Below are 26,122 nucleotides of genomic sequence, written 5' to 3'. Positions count from 1 at the left end.
CGCGCAGATTATGCACACCGGTTTATTCCGAATATTCAGGAAGTTATTGTGCTTGTTGCGGAGTTCAGACAAAAAAAACCTGCGCATCTGCGCAGGTCGGTGAAACAAAGCATAAATACTTTTTGATGTTCACCCATCAATACCTCTGGGACGTAAACTGTAGCAATCTGGCCGACTCGCCCGCCAGCCAGGATTCGCAACAGTTACCCGCAAAATGTAACCACCTATGTGATTCTTATGCAGTTTTGCAACCTTTAGGCCACAACCCCCTAACGGCGGAAAACAGGTCCGCTGAGTGTCAGGGAGAAACTACACCGAAGCCAGCTTGATCTCTACCAGGCAACTCATTGCATTTGGTCCCTGAGTCAGCGAAGAGGTGCCGATATCCAGCGTCAGGACGTTTGGATTACCCGCGCGGTCATAAGGCCGCCAGGCTTTACCGAAGCCCGGATCAAACCAGGCTCCGGTGGAGATCAGTACCACGCTGGGGCTGACGCCTGCTGTCAGCCGCACCCCCGCCAACATCCGGCCACGTTCGTTACTGACGTCAATCACATCACCGTCGTTGATACCGCGCGACTGCGCATCGTCCGGATGCATCCACAGCGTTTCATGCCCGGCGGTTTTATTTGCCTGCACCGATGGCGTGGCGTCCATCTGGCTGTGTAAACGATCGCCCGGCTGGATCGAGATCATATGCAGTGGGAAGCGCTGCCTGATTTCAGCTCCCAGCCACTCTTTCGGCGGCTGCCATTCCGGGTGTGGCGCGAAATCATCCAGCCGGTAGCCAGCGATGGTCTCGCTGAACAGCTCGATTTTGCCGCTGGCGGTTTTAATCGGGTTGGCAAGCGGGTCCTGACGGAACGCTTCCATAAAGATGAAGGGCTTGCCCCCCTCAGGCACTTCCGCATAGCCCTCTTTCCAGAAGACCTGAAAATCTGGCCAGCTGATCCCTTTAAGCTGATGCGCCTCAGCACACTGATGATAAAGATGCTCAATCCACTGCATTTCATTGCGGTTTTCAGTGAAGGTTTCGCGGTAGCCCAGACGTTCGGCCAGGTCGGCAAAAATATCAAAATCGTTGCGCGCCAGATGCTGCGGCCTGATTGCCTGATGCATCGCCAGCACGAAGCGATCGCGGGAGGAACCGCCAATATCGTTACGCTCCAGCGTGGTGGTCACTGGCAGCACAATATCGGCCATCTGCGCCGCCGGGGTCCAGACGATATCCTGCACGATCACCGTGTCCGGCTTCTGCCAGCCCTCGACCAGCCGGTTCAGCTGTTGATGATGGTGGAAAGGATTGCCACCCGCCCAGTGGATCAAATGGATATCCGGATAGGTCTGCGTCTGCCCCTGAAAAGCGTACGGTTCGCCGGGATGCAGCAGCATATCGCTGATGCGGGCCACCGGAATGGCGCGGTCAGCAATCGGGTTCACGCCGGTGGACATCAGCGGGGCCGGGCCTTCAGTACGGGGATTGCCCACGCTGTTCATTGAGCCGTGGCCAAAGGAGAAACCGGCTCCAGGCAGGCCAGGCTGACCAAGCATCGACGAGAGCGCAATCATCATCCAGTAAGGTTGCTCACCACGATGCGCGCGCTGCACGGAATAAGAACAGGTGATAAAGCTGCGTTTGCCCACCAGCTGTTTCGCCAGTTGCTCAATACGCGGTGCCGGTATGCCGGTGATGTCGCTGGCCCATGCCGGCGTTTTCGGCGTGCCGTCCGTTTCTCCAAGCAGATAGCTGCGCAGCTGCGGATAACCCACGCAGTGGGTGGCGAGAAATGCGTTATCCACCGCGCCAAGGCGCTCAATTTCAAAACCCAGCGCCAGCATCAGTGCCACGTCGGTATTCGGGCGGATCGGGATCCACTCCGCGTTCACAAACTCCGGGCAGTCATCGCGCATCGGGCTGATGTTAATCACCGGCGTGCCTTTCGCTGCCAGTGCCTGCAGCGCAGGTTTAAGGCTGTGCTGCCCTGCTCCACCGGAAGCCACCTGGCTGTTTTTCAGTGCCAGACCGCCAAAGGCGACAAAGATCTCACAGTGCTTAACCACCTCCGGCCAGTCGGTGACGCGACCGGTGAGCGGCATGTAGGTGCCGATAACGTAGGGCAGGAAGAACTGCGCTGCGCCCCAGCTGTAGTTGCCCAACTGATCAACACCGCCGCCGCCGGTAAAGTAGAAACGGCGGACCAGAGTGCGGGCATGATTAACACGGCCTGCCGATGACCAGCCATATGAACCGTTGAAGATGCCGGAGGCACCGTAGCGATCCCGCACGCGGCGATTCTCTTCAGCCACCAGATCCAGCGCGGTTTCCCACTCCACCTCAACGAAATCTTCCCGGCCGCGCAGCGTGCGGTCACTTTTCTCGCGGGACTTCAGCCAGGAACGGCGCACCATCGGCTTGCGGATACGCTTATCGGAATAGACCAGCTCCGGGATGGTATTGAGCATCGGCGACGGATCCTGATCGGCGAAGAAAGGCTCACAGCGCAGCAGCTTGCCGTCTTCCACCACGGCAGTGAAAGCGCCCCAGTGGGCGAGGTGTGGCACTCTTATGATAGTCATCAGGCGATCCCGCAGGTTTTATCGTTATGTGAAAGTCAGAATAGCATTCTTAGCCACGAAATTTGAATCACAAAACGGGCCGCTGTTGCGGGCTGATTTTATCCAGCTTTGCGACACCGCTTGCATTCTGTCTGCTTGAAGTAACAGGAGAATTCCGCAACACTGAAGGCAATGTAAACGTTTACCCAGGAAGGCATCTGACCTATGGCTACCATTAAGGATGTTGCCAGGCTCGCCGGAGTTTCCGTCGCCACGGTCTCCCGCGTAATTAACAACTCGCCGAAAGCAAGTGAGCACTCACGCCTGGCCGTTAACAGCGCAATGGAAGCGCTGAAGTATCACCCAAACGCCAACGCACGCGCCCTGGCGCAGCAGTCCACCGAAACTATGGGGCTGGTAGTGGGCGATGTTTCCGACCCTTTTTTTGGCGCTCTGGTGAAAGCTGTGGAGCAGGTGGCCTATGAGACCGGCAACTTTTTGCTGATTGGTAACGGTTACCACAATGAGCAAAAAGAGCGGCAGGCTATCGAGCAGCTGATCCGCCATCGCTGCGGCGCACTGGTGGTGCACGCCAAGAAGATCCCCGATGAAGATTTAGTCCCGCTGATGCAGCAAATTCCCGGCATGGTGCTGATCAACCGGGCGCTGCCGGGCTTTGAGAAGCGCTGTATTGCGCTGGATGACCGCTACGGGGCCTGGCTGGCCACCCGCCATCTGATCCAGCAGGGACACCAGAACATCGCGTTCATCTGCTCCACCCACCCGATTTCGGATGCGGAAGATCGCCTTCTGGGCTATTACGACGCGCTGCGCGAACATAATCTGCCCTGCAATGACCGTCTGGTCGCACTGGGTGAACCGGATGAGGTGGGAGGAGAACAGGCGATGACCGAGCTGCTGGGCCGGGGTAAGCCTTTTACCGCCGTCGCCTGTTACAACGATTCAATGGCCGCTGGCGCGCTGGCGGTACTGAGCGATAACGGCGTGCGGGTGCCGGAAGAGATGTCGCTGATTGGCTTCGATGATGTACTGGTCTCGCGCTACGTCCGTCCACGGCTGACCACGGTACGCTACCCGATCGTGACCATGGCACAGCAGGCCGCAGAACTGGCGCTGGCCTTAGCCAATAATCAGCCGTTGCCGGAAGTGACGAATATGTTCAGCCCGACGCTGGTGCGCCGTCATTCTGTGGGGTCGCCGGGTTAACTCAGCGACTTGTGACAGAGCGCACTGGCTTATCCGGGTAATCCAGTGCATCGCCGATATAGCCCCTGCCAGTCGGTAACCTGTTCCCGGTGCGCCAGCGCCTCGCTGAGGGGCACAATTTTCAACTCTTAACCGCTTCGTTGCTCACTGTTTCCCCTCACTCTGCGACAACAAATGGGCCGCAGGATTACCTCTCCAGCGCCAGCAGTTCCTGTACGGTTTGCGCACGGCGGATCTGACGCGGCTGACCGTTCTCAAACAGCACTTCCGGCAGCAGAGGACGGCTGTTGTAGTTAGAAGACATTGATGCGCCGTAGGCTCCAGTGTCGTGGAACACCAGATAGTCGCCCACTTTCACCGCAGGCAGCGCGCGCGTTTCCACTTTGCCCCCTTCCTGCTGGGTGAACACATCGCCGGATTCACACAGCGGTCCGGCCACCACGCTCTCCAGAGTTTGCTGCTCGTTCAGCTCGCGGCCATCGCCCGCCATGGCGGAAATGTGGTGATAGCTGCCGTACATCGCCGGACGCATCAGGTCGTTAAAACCGGCATCCACCATCACGAAGTGGCGGCTACCCATCTGCTTCACGGCACGGACCTGTGAAACCAGCACGCCAGACTCAGCCACCAGGAAGCGACCGGGTTCAATCTCCAGTTTAACCGGATGTCCCAGATGCTGCGCAACACGCTGGCGCGCAGCGTCCCACAGGCCAAAATAGTGGTCGGTATTGATTGCTTCTTCACCAAAGTGATAAGGGATCGACAGGCCGCCACCGGCTGAAATCGCCTGCAGATCCTGGCCGAAACTGACCACCTGATCCACCATCGCATCACACACCTGCTCCAGATGAGCATAATCCACACCCGATCCGATATGCATATGGATGCCAACCAGCCTGAGCTGGTGATGCTGAATGGCTTCCAGCGCCAGCGCCATATCGCCGTGCCAGATACCGTGCTTGCTGTTTTCGCCGCCGGTGTTGGTCTTCTGGCTGTGCCCATGACCAAAGCCAGGATTCACGCGCAGCCACACCGGATGGCCGGGAGAGATTTCACCCAGCTGATGCAGCATATCGACAGAACCGGCGTTAACCGGGATCTTCAGTTCGGCAATGCGGTTCAGCGTTGGCTGGTCGATAACATCGGCGGTAAAAACGATTTCATCGCCACCGGGTATGAAACCTGCCACCAGCGCACGCTCAATCTCGCCAAGAGAAACTGAATCCACTTTCACTCCGGCTGCATGCATCAGACGCAGGATATGAATGTTTGAGCAGGCTTTCTGCGCGAAACGCACCACGTCAAACTGCCGTAGCTGCGCAATACGATCGCGGATGATGCTGGCGTCATAGGCCCAAATCGGGCCGCCGTACTGGCGCACCAGTGGCAGAAGGTTATCGCGCGTCAGCGCAGTTTCGGTATTGGTGAGCAGGCGTGGCATCAGTTTTCTCCTGAGAATATGCCGCTATTACGCCACAGCCCGGACAGGATGAAAAATATCTGTTTTAATGAAGTCTATTCATCCATGATATGGCTTTGCATCCCTGCACAGGAACCGATCATGGCAGGCATCACGCTGCGGCATATCGAAATTTTTCACGCGGTGGTTACCACCGGCAACCTGACGGAAGCCGCCACGCTGCTGCATACCTCGCAACCTACGGTAAGCCGGGAGCTTGCCAGGTTCGAAAAGCTGACCGGACTTAAATTGTTTGATCGGGTACGGGGACGCCTGCAGCCTACCGTGCAGGGACTGCGGCTGTTTGAAGAGGTGCAGCGATCCTGGTACGGACTTGATCGCATCATCAATGCCGCTGAAGGGCTACGGCAGTTTCAATGGGGTGAACTCTCCGTGGCCTGTCTGCCGGTTTTCTCCCAGTCACTGCTGCCACTGCTGTGCCAGCCTTTTCTGCAACGCTACCCCGAAGTCAGCCTGAATATCATTCCTCAGGAATCTCCCCTGCTGGAAGAGTGGCTGTCGGCCCAGCGTTATGACCTGGGACTGACCGAAACCAACGTGACACCAGCAGGAACAGAACGCACCGAACTGTTTACCGGGCTGGAAGTATGCGTGTTACCGGAAGACCATCCGCTGGCAGATAAAACCTGCCTGACGCCGCAGGATTTCAGCGGGCAGAACTACATCAGCCTGTCGCGTACCGACAGCTATCGCCAGCTGCTGGATAATCTGTTCAACGAGCAGGGCGTTCAGCGAAGAATGGTGATGGAAACGCACAGCGCGGCGTCGGTGTGTTCGATGGCCAGGGCAGGCGTGGGCGTATCGGTGGTGAATCCGCTAACGGCGCTGGACTATGCCGGTAGCGGTGTAGTGATCAGACGCTTCAGCGTGGATGTGCCTTTTACCGTCAGCCTGATCAGGCCGCGCCATCGGCCCTCTTCCGCGCTGGTCGAGGCCTTCAGCGCCCATCTGCAGCAGCACATCAGCCTGTTCAACCAGCGCCTGGCTGCATTGCTGGGTTAGGCGCGGGCGGTCTGGGCCTGTCCGCCGGAACGACGGAAGGTAAACAGACACAGTAGCAACCCGGCAGCGGCCAGCACCGCCGCCACAACTGGCACGGCGGTCAGGCCAAAACCTCCGCTAATCACTGCCCCCCCCGCCCAGGCACCAAAAGCATTGCCGATATTGAAAGCGGAAATATTCAGCGTGGAGACCAGATTCGGGGCATCTTTGCCGTGGCGCACCACGTTAATCTGCAGGCCGGGAACGATAGCAAAGGTCGCCATCGCCCAAAGGAACAGGGTGATCTCCGCCAGCCACAGTGCATGGCTGGTCCAGCTGAAGAGCAGCGAGAACAGCGCAATCAGCGAGAAGCTGAGGATCAGGCTGAAGGAGACTTTCCAGTCCGCCAGCTTGCCGCCGAGAATATTCCCAACCGTCAGACCGCCGCCAATCAGGAACAGCGTCCAGCTCACGCCTTTATCGCTGATGCCGGTCACCTCCAGCAGCAGCGGCGCAATGTAACTGAACAACGCAAACATCGCGGCGGCAAAAAACACCGTCATCAGCAGCGACAGCCATAACCTGCCGTTGCCCAGCGCGCTGATTTCGCTCGCCAGATGGACTGGCTTCTCTTCTTTATTTTCCGGCAGGCTGACAATCAGCGAGATAAACGCCAGGATGCCGATAACCGCCACGCCCCAGAATGTCGCACGCCAGCCAAACATCTGGCCGAACCAGGTACCCAGAGGCACGCCCAGCACGTTTGCCAGCGTGAGGCCGGTAAACATCAGGGCCACTGCGGAAGCCTGTTTGCCAGGCGCAACCAGGCTGGCAGCCACCACTGCGCCGATACCAAAGAAAGCACCATGACAAAGAGCAGTGATTACGCGAGCCATCATCAGCAGGTTATAGCTGTAAGCCAGCGCGCAGAGGACGTTGCCAATAATAAAAATCGACATCAGCAGGATTAGCGTGCGCTTACGCGGTAGCTTCGCGGTGAGCAGGGCCATTATTGGCGCCCCGATGGCGACCCCAAGGGCATAACCACTGATCAGCCAGCCTGCGGAAGGGATCGACACCTGCAAGTCACCCGCCACTTCCGGCAGCAGCCCCATAATGACAAATTCCGTGGTGCCGATGGCAAAAGCACTCAGTGCCAGTGCCAGTAAGGAAACGGGCATCTCTCTTTCTCCACAAGTTTCAATAAGATCCCCGGCAGGACAAAGCCAGCGCACAGGGCAGAAAGGATAAAATGTGACTACCGGGATTATTTGATCTGCGTCACAATATTATTAAAGCACAGCTGTCCGGTGCCTGATACCCCGCGCACAACAAGGGTGTATTGCCTGAGACGCAACAATCAGGGCCAGATGCCCCCCTTGAGTTTGCCGAAACAGGAATTTCGCTGATAAAAGCAGCCGAGATGCCATCTTTACGAAATCTTTATTGTCTATACTTTGCCTGATTACATAATACTTTTTGAACAGTCCGGACTAAGAACGATCTTAGATTCGCCTGACAAAGCCACGAAAAATTGTCATTTACAGGAGAATGCATCAGGCTTTGTGTTAAGTGAAAAGCGTAAAGGTTTTTGAGTGTTAGCCGATACCTCGATGAAGGATCCAACGGGCGTTTCATGAGCTGTGCTTGATCTATCCATTGTCGGGGACCAAAGATGAGATGTGCTATTTGCCTGCTGGCCCTGATGCTGGCAGGCTGTTCAGTAGGAAAATATGAGTACAGCCGCGAGGCGGAAAAACGGGTTGATATGACCGTAACCGGCATTCCTACGGTGCTGGGTATTGGTACGTTGGGTACCACCATTCCGCTGACGTCAGAATATAGTCTGACCGCCGCCCATGTGGCTAAATTCTCCCTCTACCGCGTCAAATCCTGGCACCCGGAGTGCGATCTGGCGGTGGTGTATCACCACAATGATAATTTTCAGCCACCGCATTTTCGTAACGGGCATATCGGCGACAAAATTAATCTCTACGGTTACAGCTTCATATCAGCCATGCCGGTGGCATCCACCGGAACTAACCTGGTGAACACCGGGCTGAAGAACGAGTGGAACAAGCTGAGCTGCGTGGTGGTGGCTTCCGATGCGGGCGTGGTGAAAGGCATGTCCGGTGGCGCGGTGTATAACGCCTCGGACGACTCTGTTGGCGGGGTTATTGTCGGCTACTCTAACCGGATTAACGATCTGAAAACGGGCAAGACGTTATATAAAGATGTCTCTTTGTACGTTCCCTATGCCCGCTTTAAAGAGTGGCTGGACGCGGCAGTGAAGTCGTAACAGGGATGTCACCTCGCGCGGGATGGCCCAGTGAGGAACCAATCCAGAGCGTCCTGAGCAGCATTACTCAGGACGCTGTCTCAGTCAGAATTCACGTTTTACAATAACGTAGCCGGTAAAATCGACTGAACACTCATTATTATTAACGATTGCTTTAAAACCCTCTGACACCAACATATCGGGCTTCAAACTGAAACTCACCATTCCAGAAGAACTGCGCTTTTCTGGCATGATATTCCCACGGCATTCCTTTTCTCCTTGTGGTCTGAATATTCCCTCTTTGTTCTACGCCTGAGTTCAGCCTGCTACCAGCAAAAAAAAATTCCGCTAAAGTTAACTTCCGAAAATCAGAAGTCCATCAAGTTTTGTTTACTGCCAGCCTTTACCCAAATGATGCGGTAGAGGCCAGATAAAAGCGTTCAGTTTTATGACAGCATAAACTCCACCGCTGCGCTGGCATGAATAGCGGTGGTGTCGAATACCGGAACAGGGCAATCCGTGGCCTTTAGCAACAATCCGATTTCGGTACAGCCAAAGATCACCCCTTCAGCGCCCTGTTCCACCAGCCCGGCAACCACCTGACGATAGTAAGCGCGTGAGGTTTCGGTAAAAATACCAAGGCAAAGCTCTGCAAAAATGATGCGGTTCACTTCCTGCCGTTCAGCTTCACCAGGAACCAACGTTTCAATACAGTGCTCTGCCAGCAGGCGACCACGATAGAAATCCTGCTCCATGGTATAGCGGGTGCCAAGCAGCGCCACACGGCTCATCTTCTGCTCTTTGATCGCCGCTGCCGTACCGTCTGCAATATGTAGAAACGGCAGGCCGCTCTGTTCTTCAATGGCACCGGCCACTTTATGCATGGTGTTGGTACAGAGCACGATGCCTTCCGCGCCAGCCTCTTTCAACGACACCGCCGCCTCTGCCAGCATCTGTCCTGCCTTCTGCCAGTCGCCGCTGGCCTGGCAGGCTTCAATCTCGTGAAAATCCACACTGTACAGCACCAGCTTAGCCGAGTGCAGGCCCCCCAACTGCTGCTTAATCCCTTCATTTATCAGGCGATAATAAGGCACGGTAGATTCCCAACTCATGCCACCAATCAGTCCCAGCGTTTTCATCACCGTTTACCTGTTTATCTCATCTGGCAAACACTATTCTGCATCTCTTGCCAATTTACAACCCGCTATTTTACCTGCCTCGTGCAACAAATGCCTTTTTAGTGGTCATTAGTGAAGGTGCAAAACCAGAACACCGGGATCGGAATTGGTTAAGCATAACTTATGCAATATTATCATCTCTGTACAACTTTCAGCAGAAATAGTGAACTTTCGACGCTAAAACCCACCGCTTTCCCTGAATTTTTTTCGTAAAAAAAATGATGATAATCAGGATATTCCTTTCCGGAAATTAAAGGAAATATTTAGATCTCTAATGTTTAATGCTTCCTGACCGATACCGTAAAAATCTATACAGCAGCCTTTTTTCGCCAGTTCATGGCTACATTTTCTTTCATGATGCAGGAGTTTCTATGAGACAGGCTGGAGCATTCAGCGGGTTTACTAATATGAAAGTCGGCTACAAACTGGCTTCCGGGTTTTCATTAATCATCATTTCGCTGGTGATGATAGGCGTCATCTCGCTAATGTCGCTGGCAGGTATTCAGGACAATGCACAACGACGCTCCTTAACAATTGATATGGTGGGGTCTTTTTCCCAGGCAAAACTAAACCGTACGCTTTATCAGTACACCAATGACACCGACTATGCAGACAAAAATGGCCAGGCGCTTCAGGAGATGGTCAGGCAGCATCACACTCTGGGAGAATTCCAGTGGGACAATGAAGGCCAGACGCTGGTGGAAGAAATTGGTCACGCTTTGAAAGACTATTCCGATCTGCGCGATATTTTAATTTCAGATATGAAAAGCATGATGGGCAAGGCCATTCTGCTGCGTGAGCTGCCTTTCCTGGAAACAGCCCGTCAGCTGGATGAACTGTCTTCCGCCAGTCTCTCCCCGGAAATGGCCTATACTGCCGCCCAGCTTTCAACCACGCTAAAAGAGATCAAGCTGGTACTGCTTGACGTTACCACCACCCCGACACCACAAAATCTGCAGTTACTGGAAAATCTGATTAGTCGGGCCACGACGCTGACGACTTCACTGAATACCAATGCCAGCCCTCAGCTGATTGCGCTGACCGGCAGCATCAACGACGCCATAAGCGCTTCCCGACGCAGCCTCAGCGGATTTGATCAGGTCTGGCAGGAGCATAAAAAAGCGGCCCAGGAGCTTGCAGGTCGCGCGAAGCAGTTTGATGACTCGATAAATAAAATGTTTGTGTATCAGTCAAAAAACTCGCGGCATTTTATAGACTCCTCAACATGGACGATTGGCAGTATTGCTCTTGCCGCAGCCCTTGCCAGTATAATCATTGCCCGCCTTATCAGCAGCAGTATCACTGTGCCTTTGAAGCGAAGTCTGCAGGTGGCACAGCAAATCGCAGCCGGTGATTTGACCACGTCAGTGAGCAGTACACGTAAGGACGAACCCGGGCAACTACTTCAGGCAATTGGCGCGATGAATGATAATCTGAAAGAGATTATTCATTCTGTGAAAAACGGCATCCAAAGTGTCATGCTGGCATCGGGCGAAATAGCCGAGGGCAACAATGACCTCTCTTCACGTACTGAAGAGCAAGCCGCCGCCGTAGTGGAAACAGCAGCCAGCATGGAGCAGCTCACCGCGACAGTGAAACAAAATACCGATAATGCGCGCAATGCCAGTACCCTGGCCGTCGCGGCTTCACACCAGGCCGCACGCGGTGGTGAGATTATTGGTCAAATGACGCAGAGCATGAAATCTATTAAAGAGAGTTCGGCACAGATTGCAGATATCACTTCAGTGATTAACAGCATTGCCTTCCAGACCAATATTCTGGCGCTGAACGCCGCCGTTGAATCCGCCAGAGCGGGTGAACATGGCAGAGGCTTTGCGGTGGTTGCAGAAGAAGTCCGGGCTTTGGCACAGCGTAGCGCCACTGCCGCAAGGGAAATCGAGGGGCTGATCGCCAATTCCGTTGCTCAGGTAGAGGAAGGTGCCTCTCACGTTGAAGGAGCCAGCGATAGCATGATCGGCATCAGAGACTCTGTCACACAAGTCAGCGAACTGATGACGGAAATCGCCACGGCGTCAGAAGAGCAAAATCGTGGTATTGAGCAGATTGGCCGCGCGATGACGGAAATGGACAGCACAACACAACAAAATGCCGCACTGGTTGAGCAATCTTCTGCTGCTGCCAATGCGCTGGAAGATCAGGCCCAGCAGTTGAATAATCTGATTGCCGTTTTCCGGGTAGAGGAAGCCCATGCCAACCCCGCGGTTTCACCACCGGTAAAAATGATGAGCAACAGACGTGGAGAGGTTGCGCTCAGTCAGTCACCGGGCTGGACAACGTTCAATACCTGAATCACACAGGGCAGCAGGAACACTCAGCCACCGGCAAAAGATGGCTGAGGTTGAAGATCAAAATCAGGCTCAGGGGCCTGATTTTGCATCTCATCTCCCCAAAGTGTCCACAGAGTTGCAAGAGGAGGCGTAAAACGGTACTTTTTCATATCGGAAGAAAAAAAGTACAAATATCTTTTTTTGCATCAGCTTTGACAGGGCAAATCACCTTGTCACAGGTTTAACACAGCAACTGCCGCACCGCAGAATGCACTGGATCACCGGGAGATATGCCGTTATGGAAAAGGAACTTTATGTCAGCAGTGTTATCAAAAAACATCTTGAAACCAGGTTAGGTGAACTGGGAAGTTTCACCTGGGCATACGTTGTTATATCAAAAAACAATATGTCGATTATTCAGCACGCGACTAATTATCCGGCTGAATGGGTGAAACTTTATCAGGATAATAACCTGCAGTTTACCGATCCGGTTGTTATCACTGCACTAAACCGGCTGACACCTTTTTCATGGGATGAAAAAATCACCATCGGTAATGAACCGTTCTTTTCCAGCATTTTCGAAAAGGCCAGGCTTTTCAGCGTAATAAATGGCTATACCTTTGTTTTGCATGATTATAAAAACAATATGGCCACGCTCTCTTTGATCATTGACCCCAGTAAAAAAGATGAAGTAGAACAGTGCATTAACCTTAATAAAGGGATTTTAAATTTATTACTCGCTGCCGTTCATGAAGAGTATCTGGCACTCACCCTGCTCTCGAAAAAAAGTGAATCAACTTCATCCAACAGGAACCTGTTTACTGAGCGGGAAAACGAAATTCTTTATTGGGCCAGCGTCGGAAAAACCTATGCGGAAACCGGAATGATTCTGGGAATAAAAACGACCACGGTAAAATTTCACATGTCGAACATTGTCAGGAAGCTGGGTGTGACAAATGCCAGGCATGCAGTGCGTCTCGGCATGGAGCTTCACCTGGTTAAACCCGTCAGTTAGTTAATTATGAAAAAGCTTCTTCAGACAATGGCCAGCGATTCAGGAGATCCTCATTCAGACTGCCCTCTTCCCCGATAATTTTTGCCTTCAGTGCCTGCTGGCTTTCATCATCGACATGCCCCAAAACCAGATACACCGGCTCTTCTTTCTCTGACTGGCCCGTTTCCAGCAGCGTAATACGCCAACCTGAATTCCTGATAATTTGCATCATAGGATGGCTGGCTACGGCAATAATGCCATCATATTGATTCTGTCTTGCAAAGTTTATCAGGGACAGAAATAAAACCTTCGTTACGGGGAAGCGTGGCCCCGCTAAAGTTTTAGCTCTTTTTTTATCGACAAAAAAACGAGTGGATTCAATATAGTTACCTTCAGGAATATCAACCTTATCGAAAAAAGAGGAGAAGGTATCGACAAGCATATTTTTATTCCGCATTTCAATAATTCGACTACCGCATATTACCTTCTCATCTTTCACCCCATAAATGTATTTTGTATTTTCATTATCAAACTCATCAGTTTCCATTCCACCCGTGCAGTTTACTGCCCACTGAAGCCTGTCTTTAAATATATTTTTCCTCAAGATAAAAATATCTTCTGATTTTTTGCAATCTAAAGTTGAGTAATTAGAACAATAAATATTAAGCATAATGTTACCTGTGTTTAATTTAGATAAGTGAAACTATCTGAGAACACAGGCGAAGTTCTCCGGTCATTATGCCGAGACGGGAGGATGATATTATTAAGCGTCAATAAACGGTAGTAAGATTTTAAAAAACGATATAAAAAATACTTATAGCTCAGGGAAGAGAGAAAAGTTACAGGGATTTTTTCAGTCAGCATGAACCCCGTCTGAAAGAGAATTCCAGACTACTGAATTAACAGGGATATGGGAAATATGCAGGGAATAATTGCGTTGAAGGAGCGAATGACATTCGCTCCTTTTTTACGCCTCCACCAGCCAGCACCCGTATTTTTTGCACCGGCACCAGCAGGGAGAGGATTACTTACCGGATGGACGCAGTGCCGGGAACAGGATCACGTCGCGGATAGTGTGGCTGTTGGTAAACAGCATTACCATGCGGTCGATACCGATGCCGAGGCCCGCCGTAGGTGGCAGACCATGCTCAAGCGCCGTCACGTAGTCTTCGTCGTAGAACATCGCTTCGTCATCCCCGGCATCTTTGGCATTGACCTGCTGCAGGAAACGCTCAGCCTGATCCTGCGCATCGTTCAGCTCGGAGAAGCCGTTACCGATTTCACGGCCGCCGATAAAGAACTCAAAGCGGTCGGTGATTTCCGGATTGTGGTCGTTACGACGAGCCAGCGGTGACACTTCAGCCGGGTATTCGGTGATGAAGGTTGGCTGGATCAGATGGCTTTCCGCCGTCTCTTCGAAGATCTCGGTCACGATGCGGCCCAGGCCCCAGCTCTTCTCGATTTTGATGCCCAGTGACTGCGCAATGGCTGCCGCTTTATCAAACTCGTCGAGGTCGGCGAGGTTGGTTTCCGGACGATATTTCAGAATCGCTTCTTTCATCGTCAGCTTCTCAAACGGCTTGCCGAAGTCGAACTCCTGCTCACCGTAAGGCACCACCGTATTACCCAGCACATCCTGCGCCAGCGTGCGGAACAGGCTTTCGGTCAGCTCGATCAGATCCTTGTAATCCGCATACGCCATATAGAGTTCCATCATGGTGAACTCAGGGTTATGGCGCGGCGAAATACCTTCGTTACGGAAGTTACGGTTGATTTCAAACACACGATCGAAGCCACCAACCACCAGACGCTTCAGGTACAGTTCCGGGGCGATACGCAGATACATGTCGATATCCAGCGCATTGTGATGGGTGATAAACGGACGGGCTGATGCACCGCCAGGGATCACCTGCATCATTGGCGTTTCAACTTCCATAAAATCACGACCGACCATAAAGCGGCGGATACCCGCCATGATCTGCGAACGAATTTTGAAGGTGTTGCGGGATTCGTCGTTAGAGATCAGATCAAGATAGCGCTGACGGTAACGGGTTTCCTGGTCGGCCAGGCCGTGGAATTTATCCGGCAGCGGGCGCAGGGCTTTGGTCAACAGGCGCAGTTCGTTGCAGTGAATGGACAACTCGCCAGTTTTGGTTTTAAACAGCTTTCCGCGGGCACCGACGATATCGCCAAGATCCCACTTTTTGAACTGCTCGTTGTAGATGCCCTCAGCCAAATCATCGCGGGAAACGTACAGCTGGATGCGGCCGCCGACGTCCTGCAAAGTCACGAAAGAGGCTTTGCCCATGATACGGCGGGTCATCATACGACCGGCAACACTGACCTCAACACCCAGCTCTTCCAGCTCTTCATTTTCTTTGGCATCGTAATCAGCATGCAGTCGATCTGAAAGGCTGTCGCGGCGGAAGTCATTCGGAAATGCCACGCCGTTTTCACGCAGCGCGCTGAGCTTTTCGCGACGCGCTTTCAGTTCGTTATTCAGCTCAAGTGCGGCATCAGCGCTTTGCGGTTGTTGTTCAGACATGTCAGTTCCTTATAGCCCTGCTTTCAAACTTGCTTCAATAAATCGGTCCAGATCGCCATCCAGCACCGCCTGGGTATTACGGGTTTCCACACCGGTGCGCAGATCCTTGATGCGGGAGTCATCCAGCACGTAAGAACGGATTTGGCTGCCCCAGCCGATATCGGATTTGTTATCTTCCAGCGCCTGTTTCTCAGCGTTTTTCTTCTGCATTTCCAGTTCGTACAGCTTCGCCTTCATCTGCTTCATCGCCTGGTCTTTGTTTTTGTGCTGAGAACGGTCATTCTGACACTGCGTCACGGTATTGGTCGGGATGTGGGTAATACGGACCGCAGATTCGGTTCGGTTAACGTGCTGACCACCGGCACCAGAGGCGCGGTAAACGTCAATACGCAGGTCGGCCGGGTTGATCTCGATATCAATATCTTCGTCCACTTCCGGATAGATAAACGCGGAGCTGAACGAGGTGTGACGACGGCCGCCGGAGTCGAACGGGCTCTTACGTACCAGACGATGCACGCCGGTTTCGGTACGCAGCCAGCCAAAGGCATAGTCGCCCATGATGCGCAGCGTGGCAGACTTGGTGCCCGCAACGTCACCTTCAGACTCTTCGATAATTTCGGTTTTGAAGCCTTTTGCTTCGGCCCAACGCAGGTACATACGCACCAGCATGCTGGCCCAGTCCTGAGCTTCAGTGCCGCCGGAACCGGCCTGAATATCCACGTAGCAGTCAGCGCTGTCATACTCGCCGGAGAACATGCGGCGGAATTCCAGCTCACCGAGCTTTTTCTCCAGCACGTCCAGCTCAGCCACCGCTTCGTTGAAGGTGTCTTCATCGTCGGCTTCAACGGCCAGTTCGAGCAGGCCAGAAACGTCTTCCAGTCCCTGACTCATCTGATCCAGCGTGGCGACAATGGCTTCCAGTGAGGAACGCTCTTTGCCCAGCGCCTGGGCGCGGTCAGGTTCATTCCACACGTCCGGCTGTTCCAGCTCGGCGTTAACTTCTTCTAAACGTTCTTTCTTGGCATCGTAGTCAAAGATACCCCCTGAGAACGCCGCTGCGCTCAGAGAGATCCTGAATCCGGTTCTTAACAGGATTAATTTCAAACATGATTTTTGATTCTTCCAGGGGCCTGAATGTAACTCAGCAGTTTAACTGAAAATGTGGGCGGATTACAGCGGCCAGAGGTGGTCGATGATCAGCTGCACGCTGCGGTTGCCGCGAAACTCGTTGATATCCAACTTATAGGCCAGCTCAACCTGCTTCACGCTTGGGTCAGGCCACAGTGCGGTGTCGATGTTGAAAGCGATGCCGTCGAGCAGCGGTCCGCCACCCAGTGGTTCGATCATCACCTTCAGATGACGTTCCCCCACCAGGCGCTGCTGGATCAGTTTGAACTTGCCGTCAAACTGCGGCTCCGGAAAGGACTGGCCCCACGGCCCGGCTTCCCGCAGCAGTTCAGCTGTTGGCAGCGTCAACTCCTGCGCCATCAGCTCGCCGTCTGACCAGATCACGCCCTGCAGTGATTCCGCATCCAGCCACTCGCCGACCAGGTCGCCAAAGCGCTGGCGGAACTCGTCAAACTTCGCTTCTTCCAGTGACAGACCGGCCGCCATGGCATGACCGCCAAACTTCAGCATCAGCCCAGGATTCAGCGTGTCCAGCCTTTCCAGCGCATCGCGCATGTGCAGCCCGGCAATGGAGCGTCCCGAACCTTTCAGCACGCCGTCACCCGAGGGAGCAAAAGCAATCACCGGTCGGTGGAAACGCTCTTTCAGCCGGGAAGCCAGAATGCCCACCACGCCCTGATGCCACTCCGGATGATACATGGCAATGCCCAGCGGCAGCGCCTCGCTACTGCTCTCAAGTTTGTCGCACAGCGCCAGCGCCTCCGTTTGCATGCCCTGCTCAATCTCTTTGCGCGTCTGGTTCAGCGCATCGAGTTCGCTGGCCAGCATTCTGGCCTGCGCAATGTCCTCACTTAGCAGCAATGCCACGCCGACCGACATATCGTCCAGTCGCCCGGCCGCGTTCAGCCGTGGCCCCAGTGCAAAGCCCAAATCGTTGGCAGCCAGCTGGCGGGCATCGCGGTTCGCCACTTCCAGGAGTGCCTTGATCCCGGCACGACATTTCCCGGCGCGGATGCGGCTCAGCCCCTGCCAGACCAAAATACGGTTATTGGCATCCAGCGGCACCACATCCGCCACCGTGCCCAACGCCACTAAATCCAGCAGTTCAGCCAGATTGGGCAATGTTTCTGCACCGCTGTCGCGCAGACGGGCACGCAGTGCCAGCATCAGGTAGAAAGCCACGCCCACGCCTGCCAGCGATCGCGACGGGAACTCGCAGCCGTCAAGGTTAGGATTAACGATCGCCTCTGCCTCCGGCAGCGTCTCGCCCGGCAGGTGGTGATCGGTGATCACCACCGCAATGCCCTTCTCATGCGCGAGGCTGACGCCAGCATGGGAGGAAATACCGTTATCCACGGTGACGATCAACTGAGCGCCACGAGCGGCAGCCTGCCCGACCACTTCCGGACTCAGACCGTAGCCATCATCAAAGCGATTTGGCACCAGATATTTGACGTTACGTCCGCCCATGCTGCGCAGCGCCAGTACCGTCAGGGCCGTACTGGTTGCACCATCGGCGTCAAAATCGCCGACGATCATAATGCACAGGTTGTCACTAATGGCCTGCTGCAGAATTTCAGCCGCCCGCTCAATGCCATCCAGGGAGTGGAAAGCGTGAAGGTTTTTTGCCCCACGCTCCAGCTCTGTCGCCAGTTGAACACCACGGTGCAGATAAAGGCGGCGAAGCAGAGGATGTAGATCGTCAGGAAGATTACAGCCTTCCGCCGCCTCACGGCGACGGAGTTCGGTTTTACTGTTCACTGCGCTCAGCCACCCTTCTGGCTGTCAAGCATCTGCTTCATTTCCTGCGGCCCCTGGTAGCCTGGGATCATCATGCCGTTCTGCAGCAGAATAGCTGGCGTACCCTGAATACCGTACAGAATACCCAGTTTATAGTGCTGAGCCAGGTCGATATTGCAGTCTGCCGGAGCAACGGCTTCGCCTTTCATCGCGGCATCAAAGGCTTTGCGGCGGTCTGCTGCGCACCAGACTGATTTCATGTCTTTGGCAACCTGACCGTTCATGCCTTCCCGTGGAAAGGCAAGGTAGCGCACGGTGATGCCCAGTGCGTTGTAGTCGGCAATCTGGGTGTGCAGCTTGCGGCAGTAGCCACAGGTGATATCGGTAAACACTGTGATCACATGCTGCTCTTTCGGCGCTTTATACACGATCATCTGGTCACTGAGCGCATCCACTTTTTTCTCCAGCAGCTTGTTAGTCACGTTAACCGGCTGCCCGCCGCTTACGTCATACAGTGGCCCCTGAATAAACTGTTTACCGTCTTCGGTGATGTACAGCACGCCACTTTCAGTCAGCACGGTTTTCATGCCTGGCAGGGTTGAAGGCTGGATCTCAATCTGCTGCAGGCCCAGCTTTTTCAGTGACTGCTGGATGGCTGCATCATCAGCGTGGGCAAAACCGGTGACTGCCGTTATCAGCAGGGAAAGCAAAAGGTGACGCTTCTTCATTTAATGTCCTTAAAGCCTCATTCTCGGGCCGTTTAATCTTCGCGCCAGGCGCGGGAGACGCTGTTGTAAAGAGTGCCCCGCTAAGCGCGAGGGTGATGCTGTTGATGTAACTGACGCAGCCGCTCGGTGGCGACGTGCGTATAAATCTGGGTGGTCGACAAATCACTGTGCCCCAGCAGCATCTGGACAACGCGCAAATCGGCACCGTGGTTCAGCAGATGAGTGGCAAACGCATGGCGCAGCACGTGCGGGGACAGTTTCTCGCTGTCGATCCCTGCCAGTGTGGCGTAATGTTTAATCCGATGCCAGAAAGTTTGCCGGGTCATTTGTTGCGCGCGGTTACTGGGAAACAGCACGTCGAGGGTCTGGCCATTGAGCAACCACGGCCGCCCATACTCAATATACTGCTCCAGCCAGTGCACCGCCTCTTCCCCCAGCGGCACCAGCCGTTCTTTGTTGCCTTTACCAATCACCCGGACCACGCCCTGACGAAGGCTGACATTGCTCAGCGTCAGGGTGACCAGTTCGGTCACGCGCAGGCCGGTGGCATACAGCAACTCCAGCATCGCTTTATCGCGCAGTTCAAGGGGAATTTCGGTGGACGGTGCCTGCAGCAGGCGGTCAATCTGCGCTTCACTGAGGTCTTTCGGCAGGCGCTGCGGCAGTTTAGGAGAAGAGAGCAGCGCGCTGGGATCGTCTTCACGCAGTTTCTCACGGTAGAGATACTGAAACAGACGACGCATGGCGCTGAGCAGGCGTGCCGAGCTGGTAGCCTTATAGCCGCCCTCAACACGTCCGGCCAGAAAGCCCTGCAAATCAACCGTATCTACCCGCAAAAGATCGGATTCATGGTGGGCTAACCAGCCCGCCAGCGACATCAAATCAAGACGATAAGAGGCCACGGTATTTTCCGCCAGGTTGCGCTCAATCCATAAGGCATCAAGAAACTGTTCGATCAGGTCGCTGTCCTGCACGTCATCCCCTTTGTTCACCCGTGCGGCGAAAAAAGCCGTCAAAGTTCAATTCTGATATAATCCGCGCCATTGCACCATGCACAATGAGTTAACCGGATATGAATATTGGTCTCTTTTACGGTTCCAGCACCTGCTATACCGAAATGGCAGCAGAGAAGATCCGTGATTTCATCGGCGAAGACCTCGTCACCCTACACAATCTGAAAGATGACTCACCGCAGCTGATGGAACAGTACGACATGCTGATCCTCGGCATTCCCACCTGGGACTTCGGCGAACTGCAGGAGGACTGGGAAGCCATCTGGACCGAATTGCCTGCGCTGAATCTTACCGGTAAAGTGGTGGCACTGTATGGTATGGGCGATCAGGCCGAATACAGCGAATGGTTCCTGGATGCGCTGGGTATGCTGCATGACGTGCTGGCTCCGCTGGGCGTGAAGTTTGTCGGCTTCTGGCCTAACGAAGGTTACGAGTTCACCAGCAAAAAACCGCTGACCGCAGATGGCCGCCAGTTTGTTGGCCTGGCGCTGGATGACGTCAATCAGTTTGAAGCAACTGACGAGCGCATTGCGCAGTGGTGCGAGCAGATCCTGACGGAAATGGCTGACACGCTGTAATCCTGCCAGCCGTCTAAGCGGCATGTCCAGCACTGAGCAGTTGCTGTCGCAGTTGCCGCCATTCCTCCTCGGCCATACTGTCGCGCACCAGCCACAGCTTTTCCTGCTCGCCTCTGGGCGTACGTAGCGCCAGCAGGATCGCCTGTCGGGTCATCCACGGCCGCCCGCAGATTTGCCAGCGTTTCTGGCGCCACTGCATTTGCCGTCCTTCCAGCAGGGCAATATCCCCTTCCCGGCTGCGAATACGCCGCTGGCTGCGCACGCACTCGAACACCACCAGCGTCAGCAGTAACATCCACACCACCGTGTAGCTGGCAGGCCAGGGAGCCAGCAGCAGCAACAGGATCACCACACCATGCAGCAGCAGCGAGACCCATTGCGCACGCCAGGAGACCCGCAGATCAGAGTGCCACAGGGCCACGTTGCTGGTTTCGCTGCTGGATCAGGTGCACCATTCGCTTCAGTTCAGCATCGGCCGGTTCGCCGTGATTCATCAGCCAGTTGAACAAATCGGGATCGTCACTCTCCAGCAGGCGAACAAACACATGTTTATCGCTGTCGCTCAGTGAATCATATTCATACTCGAAAAACGGCATGATGGAGATATCCAGTTCACGCATGCCGCGACGGCAGGCCCAGTGAACGCGGGCTTTATTACTAATATCCATTTTTTCCATCGTCAGTCAGTCAAACATGCTGGCTAGTGTAACGCTTTTTCGCCGGGATGTTGATGCAGCAATTTTCTGCTTTTGTGCCGCTTCGCAAAGCAGGTGCATGTGTTGCAGGGTTATCACACGTTTTGTGCGTCGTTTCCAGGAAACAGGTTGCAAAGCCGGTCGGCTCTTTTAACATGACTGGCAGGGTTTACCTTAAATCAGGAATACATCATGCCGACTTTATCTTTTCCGCCTCGTCAACCTGCGGCCTCGGCACGCCTGCCGCTTACGCTGATCTCGCTGGAAGAGTGGGCGTTGGTTAACGTTACCGGCGCAGATCGCGTCAGCTACCTGCAGGGTCAGGTGACGCTGGATGTGGCTGCACTGGGTGCGGCTGACCACCTCCCTGCTGCCCATTGTGATGCCAAAGGCAAAATGTGGAGCAACCTGCGCCTGTTCCATCGCGGTGAGGGACTTGCCTATCTGGTGCGCCGCAGCCTGCGCGACACGCAGATTACCGAACTGAAAAAATATGCCGTGTTCTCCAAAGTCACCATCGCCGCCGATGACGAAGTCATACTGCTCGGCGTGGCTGGCTTTCAGGCACGCACAGCTTTAGCCAGCTTCTTTGACACGCTGCCGGATGCTGAAACTCCGGTGGTGCAGCAGGATGATACCACCCTGTTATGGTTTGCCCTGCCCGCTGAGCGTTTCCTGCTGGTCACTCACCGTGATAAAGCCCTGGCTCTGCGCGAAGCGCTGGACGGGCAGGCGCAGCTGACCGACAGCGCCCAGTGGCTGGCACTGAATATTGAAGCCGGTTTCCCGGTAATTGATGACGTGACCAGCGCGCAGTTTATTCCGCAGGCCACCAATCTTCAGGCGCTGGATGCCATCAGCTTTAAGAAAGGCTGCTACACCGGTCAGGAGATGGTTGCCCGTGCAAAATTCCGTGGTGCCAACAAGCGTGCGCTGTTCTGGCTGGCCGGGAGCGCCGGGCGAGTTCCCGCCGCTAATGACTCGCTGGAAATGAAGCTGGGAGAAAACTGGCGTCGCACCGGAACTATTCTGTCGGCTTGCCAACTGGATAACGGTGAGGTTTGGGTTCAGGCGGTGCTGAATAATGACCTGGAACCAGACAGCGAGCTGCGTGTGCAGGGTGATGATGGCGGCAAGCTGACGATCCAGCCGCTGCCGTACGAGCTGAGTTAACCTGACGAAGCCATCCGGGTAAGTTAATAAAAACTGAGCTTGATGAAAATAGTCTCTGCATTATCAAAATCAGTCCCTGCGCGGTGAGTCGGTCTGTTAAAGGACTGACTCACCTTTGGCCTATGAGTCGTTGCCTGTTCATCTCACCTTTAGCATCTGAATCATTGCCCATTCATCACGAAACATAGAGATAGATAGCCAGGAAGTGGCAGATGCTGCCGCCCAGCACGAACCCATGCCAAATCGCGTGGTTATACGGGATCCGCTTCGAGACATAAAAGATCACCCCCAGCGAATAAATCACCCCGCCCGCCGCCAGCAGCCAGACACCTCCCGGTGAGAGCTTAATGGCCAACTGATAGATAACAATCAGCGACAGCCAACCCATCAGCAGATAGGTGATCACCGACAGCGCCTCAAAGCGGTGAACAAACGCCAGTTTGAACAACACCCCAATCAGCGCCAGGCTCCAGATAATCACCATCAGTCCGTGTGCCAACGGCGACTTCAGACCGACCAGTAAAAAAGGAGTGTAAGTGCCCGCTATCAAAATATAGATAGCGCAGTGATCCAGCTTTTTAAGCCAGTATTTCGCCCGCTGGTGTGGAATCGCATGATAAAGGGTGGAAGCCAGAAACAGCAGGATCATACTGCCGCCATACAGGCTGTAGCTGATGATCGCCATGATGTCAGCCTGGCTGTCTACCGCCTGGATCAGTAGCAACACCAGACCGACGATACCAAAAATAAAACCAATGCCGTGGCTGATGCTGTTTGCCACTTCCTCGGCAAGGGAATAGCCGTGCGCTAATAACGTTTTTTCGGCCATATTCTCATACTCTCCCTACTCTGAAGCGGGCTTATTGACCGCGCAAGATACGTAAAATCAACGCTCGGTACTGACTCTGAGTATTGGCCAGCACGCCCGAAAATTGAGCACGATTAGCGTAGCTGAGAATGATTTCAGAGTACACATGTAAGCTAAAAATAAACTGTGAATGCCTGTAACACGAACAGCACATAACTATAGGTTCGGCAGATTTCGCGGAGATGACACGGTGGATGGCACGGGTAAAACGCCTGCCTCAGAATGGCAAAATCTGCTAAGGTAGTGATTCTCCGGAATTTGAGCGCCGCTATGTTTACCCATCATAACCTTGCCACCCTGAACGGCCTGGAACTGCAGGTCTACAACTATGCGATAAAAAATCGTGACAAGGTCATGTATATGACCATTCGCGAGCTGGCCGATGCCGCCGCGGTCTCCACCACCACCGTGCTGCGGTTTTGCCGGAAGATGAATTGCGATGGCTATTCCGAATTTCGTATTCGTTTTAAATTGTACCTTGAGCAGGAACAGCAGCTTCCGGGCCAGTCCGGAATCAGCGAAATCGTCAGTTTTTTTAAAAGTATTAATAATACCGAGTTCGAAACATTAATAGCGGAAGCGGTCGAGCATCTGATTAAAGCTGAACGTATTATATTTGTCGGTGCCGGAACCTCCGGTACTTTAGGAAAATATGGCGCGCGTTTTTTCTCCAATGTCGGTAAGTTCAGTAGTTACATTGATGATCCTTATTATCCGGTTAACAGTGATATGTATAAAGACGCGGTAGCGATTATATTATCTGTTTCAGGTGAAACGCCGGAGATATTGCGTCTGGCCACGCAATTCAGCCTTCATCACTGCCAGGTGATTTCAATTACCAATAATGATAACTCCTCGCTGGCCCGCATGGCCGACTTCAATCTCTCGTACCATATGCCACAGCTGCGCATGGCCGGGGAGTATGACGTCACCACTCAGGTGCCAGTGATCTATATTCTGGAAACCATTGGTCGTCAACTCGCCAGCCTGCTGAAATAAAAAACATCCTGTTTTTTTGATGTGACAAATCACCTGCGGGTGAATTTGTTATATCGTGACATTCTTCGCCACCTTGTTACACTCGAAATAATAACAAAACCGAACATCCCGGAGAATTTTTTCCCACGTGATGAGTGTACCCTGGCGAGGAATAATCATGGCTCTGAATTACGATAAGGCTGCTGAGGAGATTATTGAATTGATTGGCGGCAATGCTAATGTGATCAATATCACACATTGTGCCACAAGACTGCGGTTTATATTAAAAAGCCACGATGAAGTTAATAAAGATCAATTAAAACGGGTGAAAGGTGTTATTACCGTAATTGAAGCCAGTGGCCAGTTACAGGTGGTGATTGGCAATCATGTCGGCGAGGCCTTTCAGGCCGTGCTGAAGCGGGTCAATATTGATGATAATGCCGCAATGGCTGCCCCGAACGTGGGCATCGTCAGCCGCCTGATGGACATTATCTCCAGTATTTTCGCCCCGTTCCTCTATCCGCTGGCGGCCTGTGGCGTGCTGCAGGGTATCCTCTCACTGGTCACCGCGCTGGGCTGGATGGATCAGGCCAGCGGCGCGTATCGCATTCTGAATTTAGTCTCGTGGACCGGCTTTACTTTCCTGCCGGTAATGGTGGCCTTCACCGCCGCAAAGAAATTTAACGTTAACCCTTTCACCGCCGTAATTGCAGCCTGTGCACTGATCAGTCCGGATTATATGAACATGCTGGCCGCCAACAAAATCGTACTGGCGAACTCGGCAGATCCCGCCATGCAGCAACTGATGAAAGAAGCGATCGCGACCCCGGACATCGCCAAAATTCTGGTGGAAGTTGTGGGAATTCCGGTTAATGCACCGACGCTGGATTTCTTCGGCATTCCGGTAAAATATCTGACTTACACCGCCTCAGTGATCCCGATCATCCTGATGGTCTGGGTGATGTCGTATGTTCAGCACTTCTTTGAGCGCATTTTGCCGCTGGTGATCCGCAACCTGTTCACGCCGCTGTTCTGCATCGCAATCATGGTGCCGATGACGCTGCTGGCCTTCGGGCCGATTGGGAATGCGATAGGCGGCGCAATCGGCGGCGTTTACAACACGCTGTACCACCTCAGCCCGCCGATAGCCGGATTTGTGGTTGGCGCACTGTGGATGCCGCTGGTGACGTTGGGCGTTCACTGGGGGATTACACCGGTCACCGTCGGTAACTATGCCACGCTGGGTTACGACACTTTTACCGGACTGCAGGCCTCTCCGGTCTTTGCGATGGCCGGAGCCACCTTCGGCGTCTGGCTTAAAGCGAAAGATGCCGAAATGAAACGGATCGCTCTGTCAGCAGGCATGACCGCGCTGTTTGGTATTACCGAACCGGCAATCTATGGCGTAGCGCTGCGGCTGAAGCGGCCAATGATCTGCGGTTGCCTGGCCGGAGCCGTCGGGGGAGCCGTGGCCGGATTCTTTAATGCCGTCTCCTGGAGTTACTGTCTGCCGGGCATTGCGGTGCTGCCAGTGTTTTTCAAAGAGGGGCACATGCCACAGTTTATCGGCTTCCTGCTGTCAATCAGCGTGGCCTTTGCGCTGGGCGCGGTGTTCACCTGGTTTGCCGGATTTAAAGAGCAGCCGGGGGATAAAGCGCGCAGCACCAGTTCACTGAAACCTTCACAGGCCTGAT

At 53.9% G+C, this 26,122-nt stretch carries 22 protein-coding genes; 9 read left to right on the top strand and 13 right to left on the bottom strand.

Annotated elements, in window-relative coordinates; all coding sequences use genetic code 11:
* Positions 1-309 precede the first annotated feature (309 nt).
* On the bottom strand, positions 310-2,577 hold the full coding sequence (locus tag GSQ70_RS18865; RefSeq protein WP_158783966.1) for a molybdopterin guanine dinucleotide-containing S/N-oxide reductase: 2,268 nt from the start codon (positions 2,575-2,577) through the stop codon (positions 310-312).
* A gap of 204 nt (positions 2,578-2,781) precedes the next feature.
* Here GSQ70_RS18865 and galR point away from each other — a divergent pair, with 204 nt between their 5' ends.
* Positions 2,782-3,783, top strand: a complete 1,002-nt coding sequence (gene galR, locus GSQ70_RS18860; protein ID WP_158783965.1) for an HTH-type transcriptional regulator GalR — start codon at positions 2,782-2,784, stop codon at positions 3,781-3,783.
* Positions 3,784-3,970: 187 nt separating this feature from the next.
* Here the strand turns inward: galR and lysA are convergent, their stop codons facing one another.
* Positions 3,971-5,224 (bottom strand): diaminopimelate decarboxylase, encoded by a 1,254-nt coding sequence (gene lysA, locus GSQ70_RS18855; protein WP_158783964.1) that lies wholly within the window; start codon positions 5,222-5,224, stop codon positions 3,971-3,973.
* 120 nt (positions 5,225-5,344) lie between these two features.
* On the opposite strand from lysA, the gene GSQ70_RS18850 reads away from it, so the two are divergent.
* Positions 5,345-6,265 (top strand): LysR family transcriptional regulator, encoded by a 921-nt coding sequence (locus GSQ70_RS18850; RefSeq protein ID WP_158783963.1) that lies wholly within the window; start codon positions 5,345-5,347, stop codon positions 6,263-6,265.
* Here GSQ70_RS18850 and GSQ70_RS18845 read toward each other — a convergent pair.
* Positions 6,262-7,425 (bottom strand): MFS transporter, encoded by a 1,164-nt coding sequence (locus tag GSQ70_RS18845; RefSeq protein WP_158783962.1) that lies wholly within the window; start codon positions 7,423-7,425, stop codon positions 6,262-6,264. The two genes, GSQ70_RS18850 and GSQ70_RS18845, sit on opposite strands and share 4 nt — an antisense overlap.
* 494 nt (positions 7,426-7,919) lie before the next feature.
* On the opposite strand from GSQ70_RS18845, the gene GSQ70_RS18840 reads away from it, so the two are divergent.
* The gene (locus tag GSQ70_RS18840; RefSeq protein WP_158783961.1) at positions 7,920-8,543 is read left to right on the top strand and encodes a serine protease; all 624 of its coding nucleotides are present in this window, start codon (positions 7,920-7,922) and stop codon (positions 8,541-8,543) included.
* Between the two features lie 425 nt (positions 8,544-8,968).
* On the opposite strand, the gene GSQ70_RS18835 is transcribed toward GSQ70_RS18840, so the two are convergent.
* Positions 8,969-9,661 carry an amino acid racemase gene (locus tag GSQ70_RS18835; RefSeq protein WP_158783960.1) on the bottom strand — a complete coding sequence of 231 codons (693 nt, stop codon included), beginning with the start codon at positions 9,659-9,661 and terminating at the stop codon, positions 8,969-8,971.
* A 410-nt stretch (positions 9,662-10,071) separates the two neighbouring features.
* Here GSQ70_RS18835 and GSQ70_RS18830 point away from each other — a divergent pair, with 410 nt between their 5' ends.
* Positions 10,072-12,009: a methyl-accepting chemotaxis protein gene (locus GSQ70_RS18830; protein WP_158783959.1), complete on the top strand. Its 1,938-nt coding sequence runs from the start codon at positions 10,072-10,074 to the stop codon at positions 12,007-12,009.
* A gap of 277 nt (positions 12,010-12,286) precedes the next feature.
* On the top strand, positions 12,287-13,003 hold the full coding sequence (locus GSQ70_RS18825) for a LuxR family transcriptional regulator (RefSeq protein WP_158783958.1): 717 nt from the start codon (positions 12,287-12,289) through the stop codon (positions 13,001-13,003).
* A 4-nt stretch (positions 13,004-13,007) separates the two neighbouring features.
* Here GSQ70_RS18825 and GSQ70_RS18820 read toward each other — a convergent pair whose 3' ends face one another.
* The 6 genes from GSQ70_RS18820 to xerD all read right to left on the bottom strand — a co-directional run bounded on the left by GSQ70_RS18820 (position 13,008) and on the right by xerD (position 20,097).
* Positions 13,008-13,652 carry an acyl-homoserine-lactone synthase gene (locus GSQ70_RS18820; protein WP_158783957.1) on the bottom strand — a complete coding sequence of 215 codons (645 nt, stop codon included), beginning with the start codon at positions 13,650-13,652 and terminating at the stop codon, positions 13,008-13,010.
* 354 nt (positions 13,653-14,006) lie between these two features.
* Positions 14,007-15,527 (bottom strand): lysine--tRNA ligase, encoded by a 1,521-nt coding sequence (gene lysS, locus GSQ70_RS18815; protein ID WP_158783956.1) that lies wholly within the window; start codon positions 15,525-15,527, stop codon positions 14,007-14,009.
* 9 nt (positions 15,528-15,536) lie between these two features.
* A protein-coding gene (gene prfB / locus GSQ70_RS18810) for a peptide chain release factor 2 (protein ID WP_158783955.1) occupies positions 15,537-16,635 on the bottom strand; the annotation gives its coding sequence in 2 pieces (ribosomal slippage) (positions 15,537-16,559 and positions 16,561-16,635; 1,098 coding nt in all).
* Positions 16,636-16,697: 62 nt separating this feature from the next.
* The gene (recJ, locus tag GSQ70_RS18805) at positions 16,698-18,416 is read right to left on the bottom strand and encodes a single-stranded-DNA-specific exonuclease RecJ (protein ID WP_158783954.1); all 1,719 of its coding nucleotides are present in this window, start codon (positions 18,414-18,416) and stop codon (positions 16,698-16,700) included.
* Between the two features lie 5 nt (positions 18,417-18,421).
* Positions 18,422-19,123: a bifunctional protein-disulfide isomerase/oxidoreductase DsbC gene (gene dsbC, locus GSQ70_RS18800; RefSeq protein ID WP_158783953.1), complete on the bottom strand. Its 702-nt coding sequence runs from the start codon at positions 19,121-19,123 to the stop codon at positions 18,422-18,424.
* An 80-nt stretch (positions 19,124-19,203) separates the two neighbouring features.
* Entirely contained in the window at positions 19,204-20,097 is an 894-nt protein-coding gene (xerD, locus tag GSQ70_RS18795) for a site-specific tyrosine recombinase XerD (protein ID WP_158785374.1), read from the bottom strand.
* Between the two features lie 98 nt (positions 20,098-20,195).
* On the opposite strand from xerD, the gene fldB reads away from it, so the two are divergent.
* Complete coding sequence (fldB, locus tag GSQ70_RS18790) at positions 20,196-20,714, top strand: flavodoxin FldB (protein WP_158783952.1); 519 nt, start codon at positions 20,196-20,198, stop codon at positions 20,712-20,714.
* 13 nt (positions 20,715-20,727) lie between these two features.
* Here fldB and GSQ70_RS18785 read toward each other — a convergent pair whose 3' ends face one another.
* Together GSQ70_RS18785 and sdhE are read right to left on the bottom strand one after the other, a co-directional pair.
* A complete protein-coding gene (locus GSQ70_RS18785; protein WP_158783951.1) occupies positions 20,728-21,135 on the bottom strand; it encodes a protein YgfX in 408 nt (135 codons plus the stop codon).
* Complete coding sequence (sdhE, locus tag GSQ70_RS18780) at positions 21,116-21,382, bottom strand: FAD assembly factor SdhE (protein ID WP_158783950.1); 267 nt, start codon at positions 21,380-21,382, stop codon at positions 21,116-21,118. Before sdhE ends, GSQ70_RS18785 begins: the two co-directional genes overlap by 20 nt.
* Before the next feature lie 219 nt (positions 21,383-21,601).
* Here sdhE and ygfZ point away from each other — a divergent pair, with 219 nt between their 5' ends.
* Entirely contained in the window at positions 21,602-22,582 is a 981-nt protein-coding gene (gene ygfZ, locus GSQ70_RS18775; RefSeq protein ID WP_158783949.1) for a tRNA-modifying protein YgfZ, read from the top strand.
* A 175-nt stretch (positions 22,583-22,757) separates the two neighbouring features.
* Here ygfZ and GSQ70_RS18770 read toward each other — a convergent pair whose 3' ends face one another.
* Positions 22,758-23,411 (bottom strand): hemolysin III family protein, encoded by a 654-nt coding sequence (locus tag GSQ70_RS18770; protein WP_158783948.1) that lies wholly within the window; start codon positions 23,409-23,411, stop codon positions 22,758-22,760.
* 309 nt (positions 23,412-23,720) lie between these two features.
* Between GSQ70_RS18770 and GSQ70_RS18765 the strand changes: the two genes are divergently transcribed.
* On the top strand, positions 23,721-24,449 hold the full coding sequence (locus GSQ70_RS18765) for a MurR/RpiR family transcriptional regulator (RefSeq protein ID WP_158783947.1): 729 nt from the start codon (positions 23,721-23,723) through the stop codon (positions 24,447-24,449).
* A 157-nt stretch (positions 24,450-24,606) separates the two neighbouring features.
* Positions 24,607-26,121 (top strand): PTS transporter subunit EIIC, encoded by a 1,515-nt coding sequence (locus GSQ70_RS18760; RefSeq protein ID WP_158783946.1) that lies wholly within the window; start codon positions 24,607-24,609, stop codon positions 26,119-26,121.
* Position 26,122 lies beyond the last annotated feature (1 nt).

This window comes from Pantoea sp. BAV 3049 (genome assembly GCF_009765445.1).
Classification (GTDB): Bacteria; Pseudomonadota; Gammaproteobacteria; order Enterobacterales; family Enterobacteriaceae; genus Erwinia.
The sequence above is the reverse complement of the archived record's forward strand: the minus strand, read 5'-3'. Positions and strand labels throughout refer to the sequence as shown.

What these genes read in the sequence shown, in the direction of transcription:
- GSQ70_RS18820 (WP_158783957.1), bottom strand. Translation starts at nt 13,652, where the DNA reads ATGCTTAATATTTATTGTTCTAATTACTCAACTTTAGATTGCAAAAAA.
- GSQ70_RS18840 (WP_158783961.1), top strand. Translation starts at nt 7,920, where the DNA reads ATGAGATGTGCTATTTGCCTGCTGGCCCTGATGCTGGCAGGCTGTTCA.
- GSQ70_RS18825 (WP_158783958.1), top strand. Translation starts at nt 12,287, where the DNA reads ATGGAAAAGGAACTTTATGTCAGCAGTGTTATCAAAAAACATCTTGAA.
- ygfZ (WP_158783949.1), top strand. Translation starts at nt 21,602, where the DNA reads ATGCCGACTTTATCTTTTCCGCCTCGTCAACCTGCGGCCTCGGCACGC.
- GSQ70_RS18835 (WP_158783960.1), bottom strand. Translation starts at nt 9,661, where the DNA reads ATGAAAACGCTGGGACTGATTGGTGGCATGAGTTGGGAATCTACCGTG.
- GSQ70_RS18850 (WP_158783963.1), top strand. Translation starts at nt 5,345, where the DNA reads ATGGCAGGCATCACGCTGCGGCATATCGAAATTTTTCACGCGGTGGTT.
- GSQ70_RS18865 (WP_158783966.1), bottom strand. Translation starts at nt 2,577, where the DNA reads ATGACTATCATAAGAGTGCCACACCTCGCCCACTGGGGCGCTTTCACT.
- GSQ70_RS18830 (WP_158783959.1), top strand. Translation starts at nt 10,072, where the DNA reads ATGAGACAGGCTGGAGCATTCAGCGGGTTTACTAATATGAAAGTCGGC.
- lysA (WP_158783964.1), bottom strand. Translation starts at nt 5,224, where the DNA reads ATGCCACGCCTGCTCACCAATACCGAAACTGCGCTGACGCGCGATAAC.
- GSQ70_RS18760 (WP_158783946.1), top strand. Translation starts at nt 24,607, where the DNA reads ATGGCTCTGAATTACGATAAGGCTGCTGAGGAGATTATTGAATTGATT.
- GSQ70_RS18770 (WP_158783948.1), bottom strand. Translation starts at nt 23,411, where the DNA reads ATGGCCGAAAAAACGTTATTAGCGCACGGCTATTCCCTTGCCGAGGAA.
- GSQ70_RS18845 (WP_158783962.1), bottom strand. Translation starts at nt 7,425, where the DNA reads ATGCCCGTTTCCTTACTGGCACTGGCACTGAGTGCTTTTGCCATCGGC.
- dsbC (WP_158783953.1), bottom strand. Translation starts at nt 19,123, where the DNA reads ATGAAGAAGCGTCACCTTTTGCTTTCCCTGCTGATAACGGCAGTCACC.
- sdhE (WP_158783950.1), bottom strand. Translation starts at nt 21,382, where the DNA reads ATGGATATTAGTAATAAAGCCCGCGTTCACTGGGCCTGCCGTCGCGGC.
- lysS (WP_158783956.1), bottom strand. Translation starts at nt 15,527, where the DNA reads ATGTCTGAACAACAACCGCAAAGCGCTGATGCCGCACTTGAGCTGAAT.
- GSQ70_RS18765 (WP_158783947.1), top strand. Translation starts at nt 23,721, where the DNA reads ATGTTTACCCATCATAACCTTGCCACCCTGAACGGCCTGGAACTGCAG.
- galR (WP_158783965.1), top strand. Translation starts at nt 2,782, where the DNA reads ATGGCTACCATTAAGGATGTTGCCAGGCTCGCCGGAGTTTCCGTCGCC.
- fldB (WP_158783952.1), top strand. Translation starts at nt 20,196, where the DNA reads ATGAATATTGGTCTCTTTTACGGTTCCAGCACCTGCTATACCGAAATG.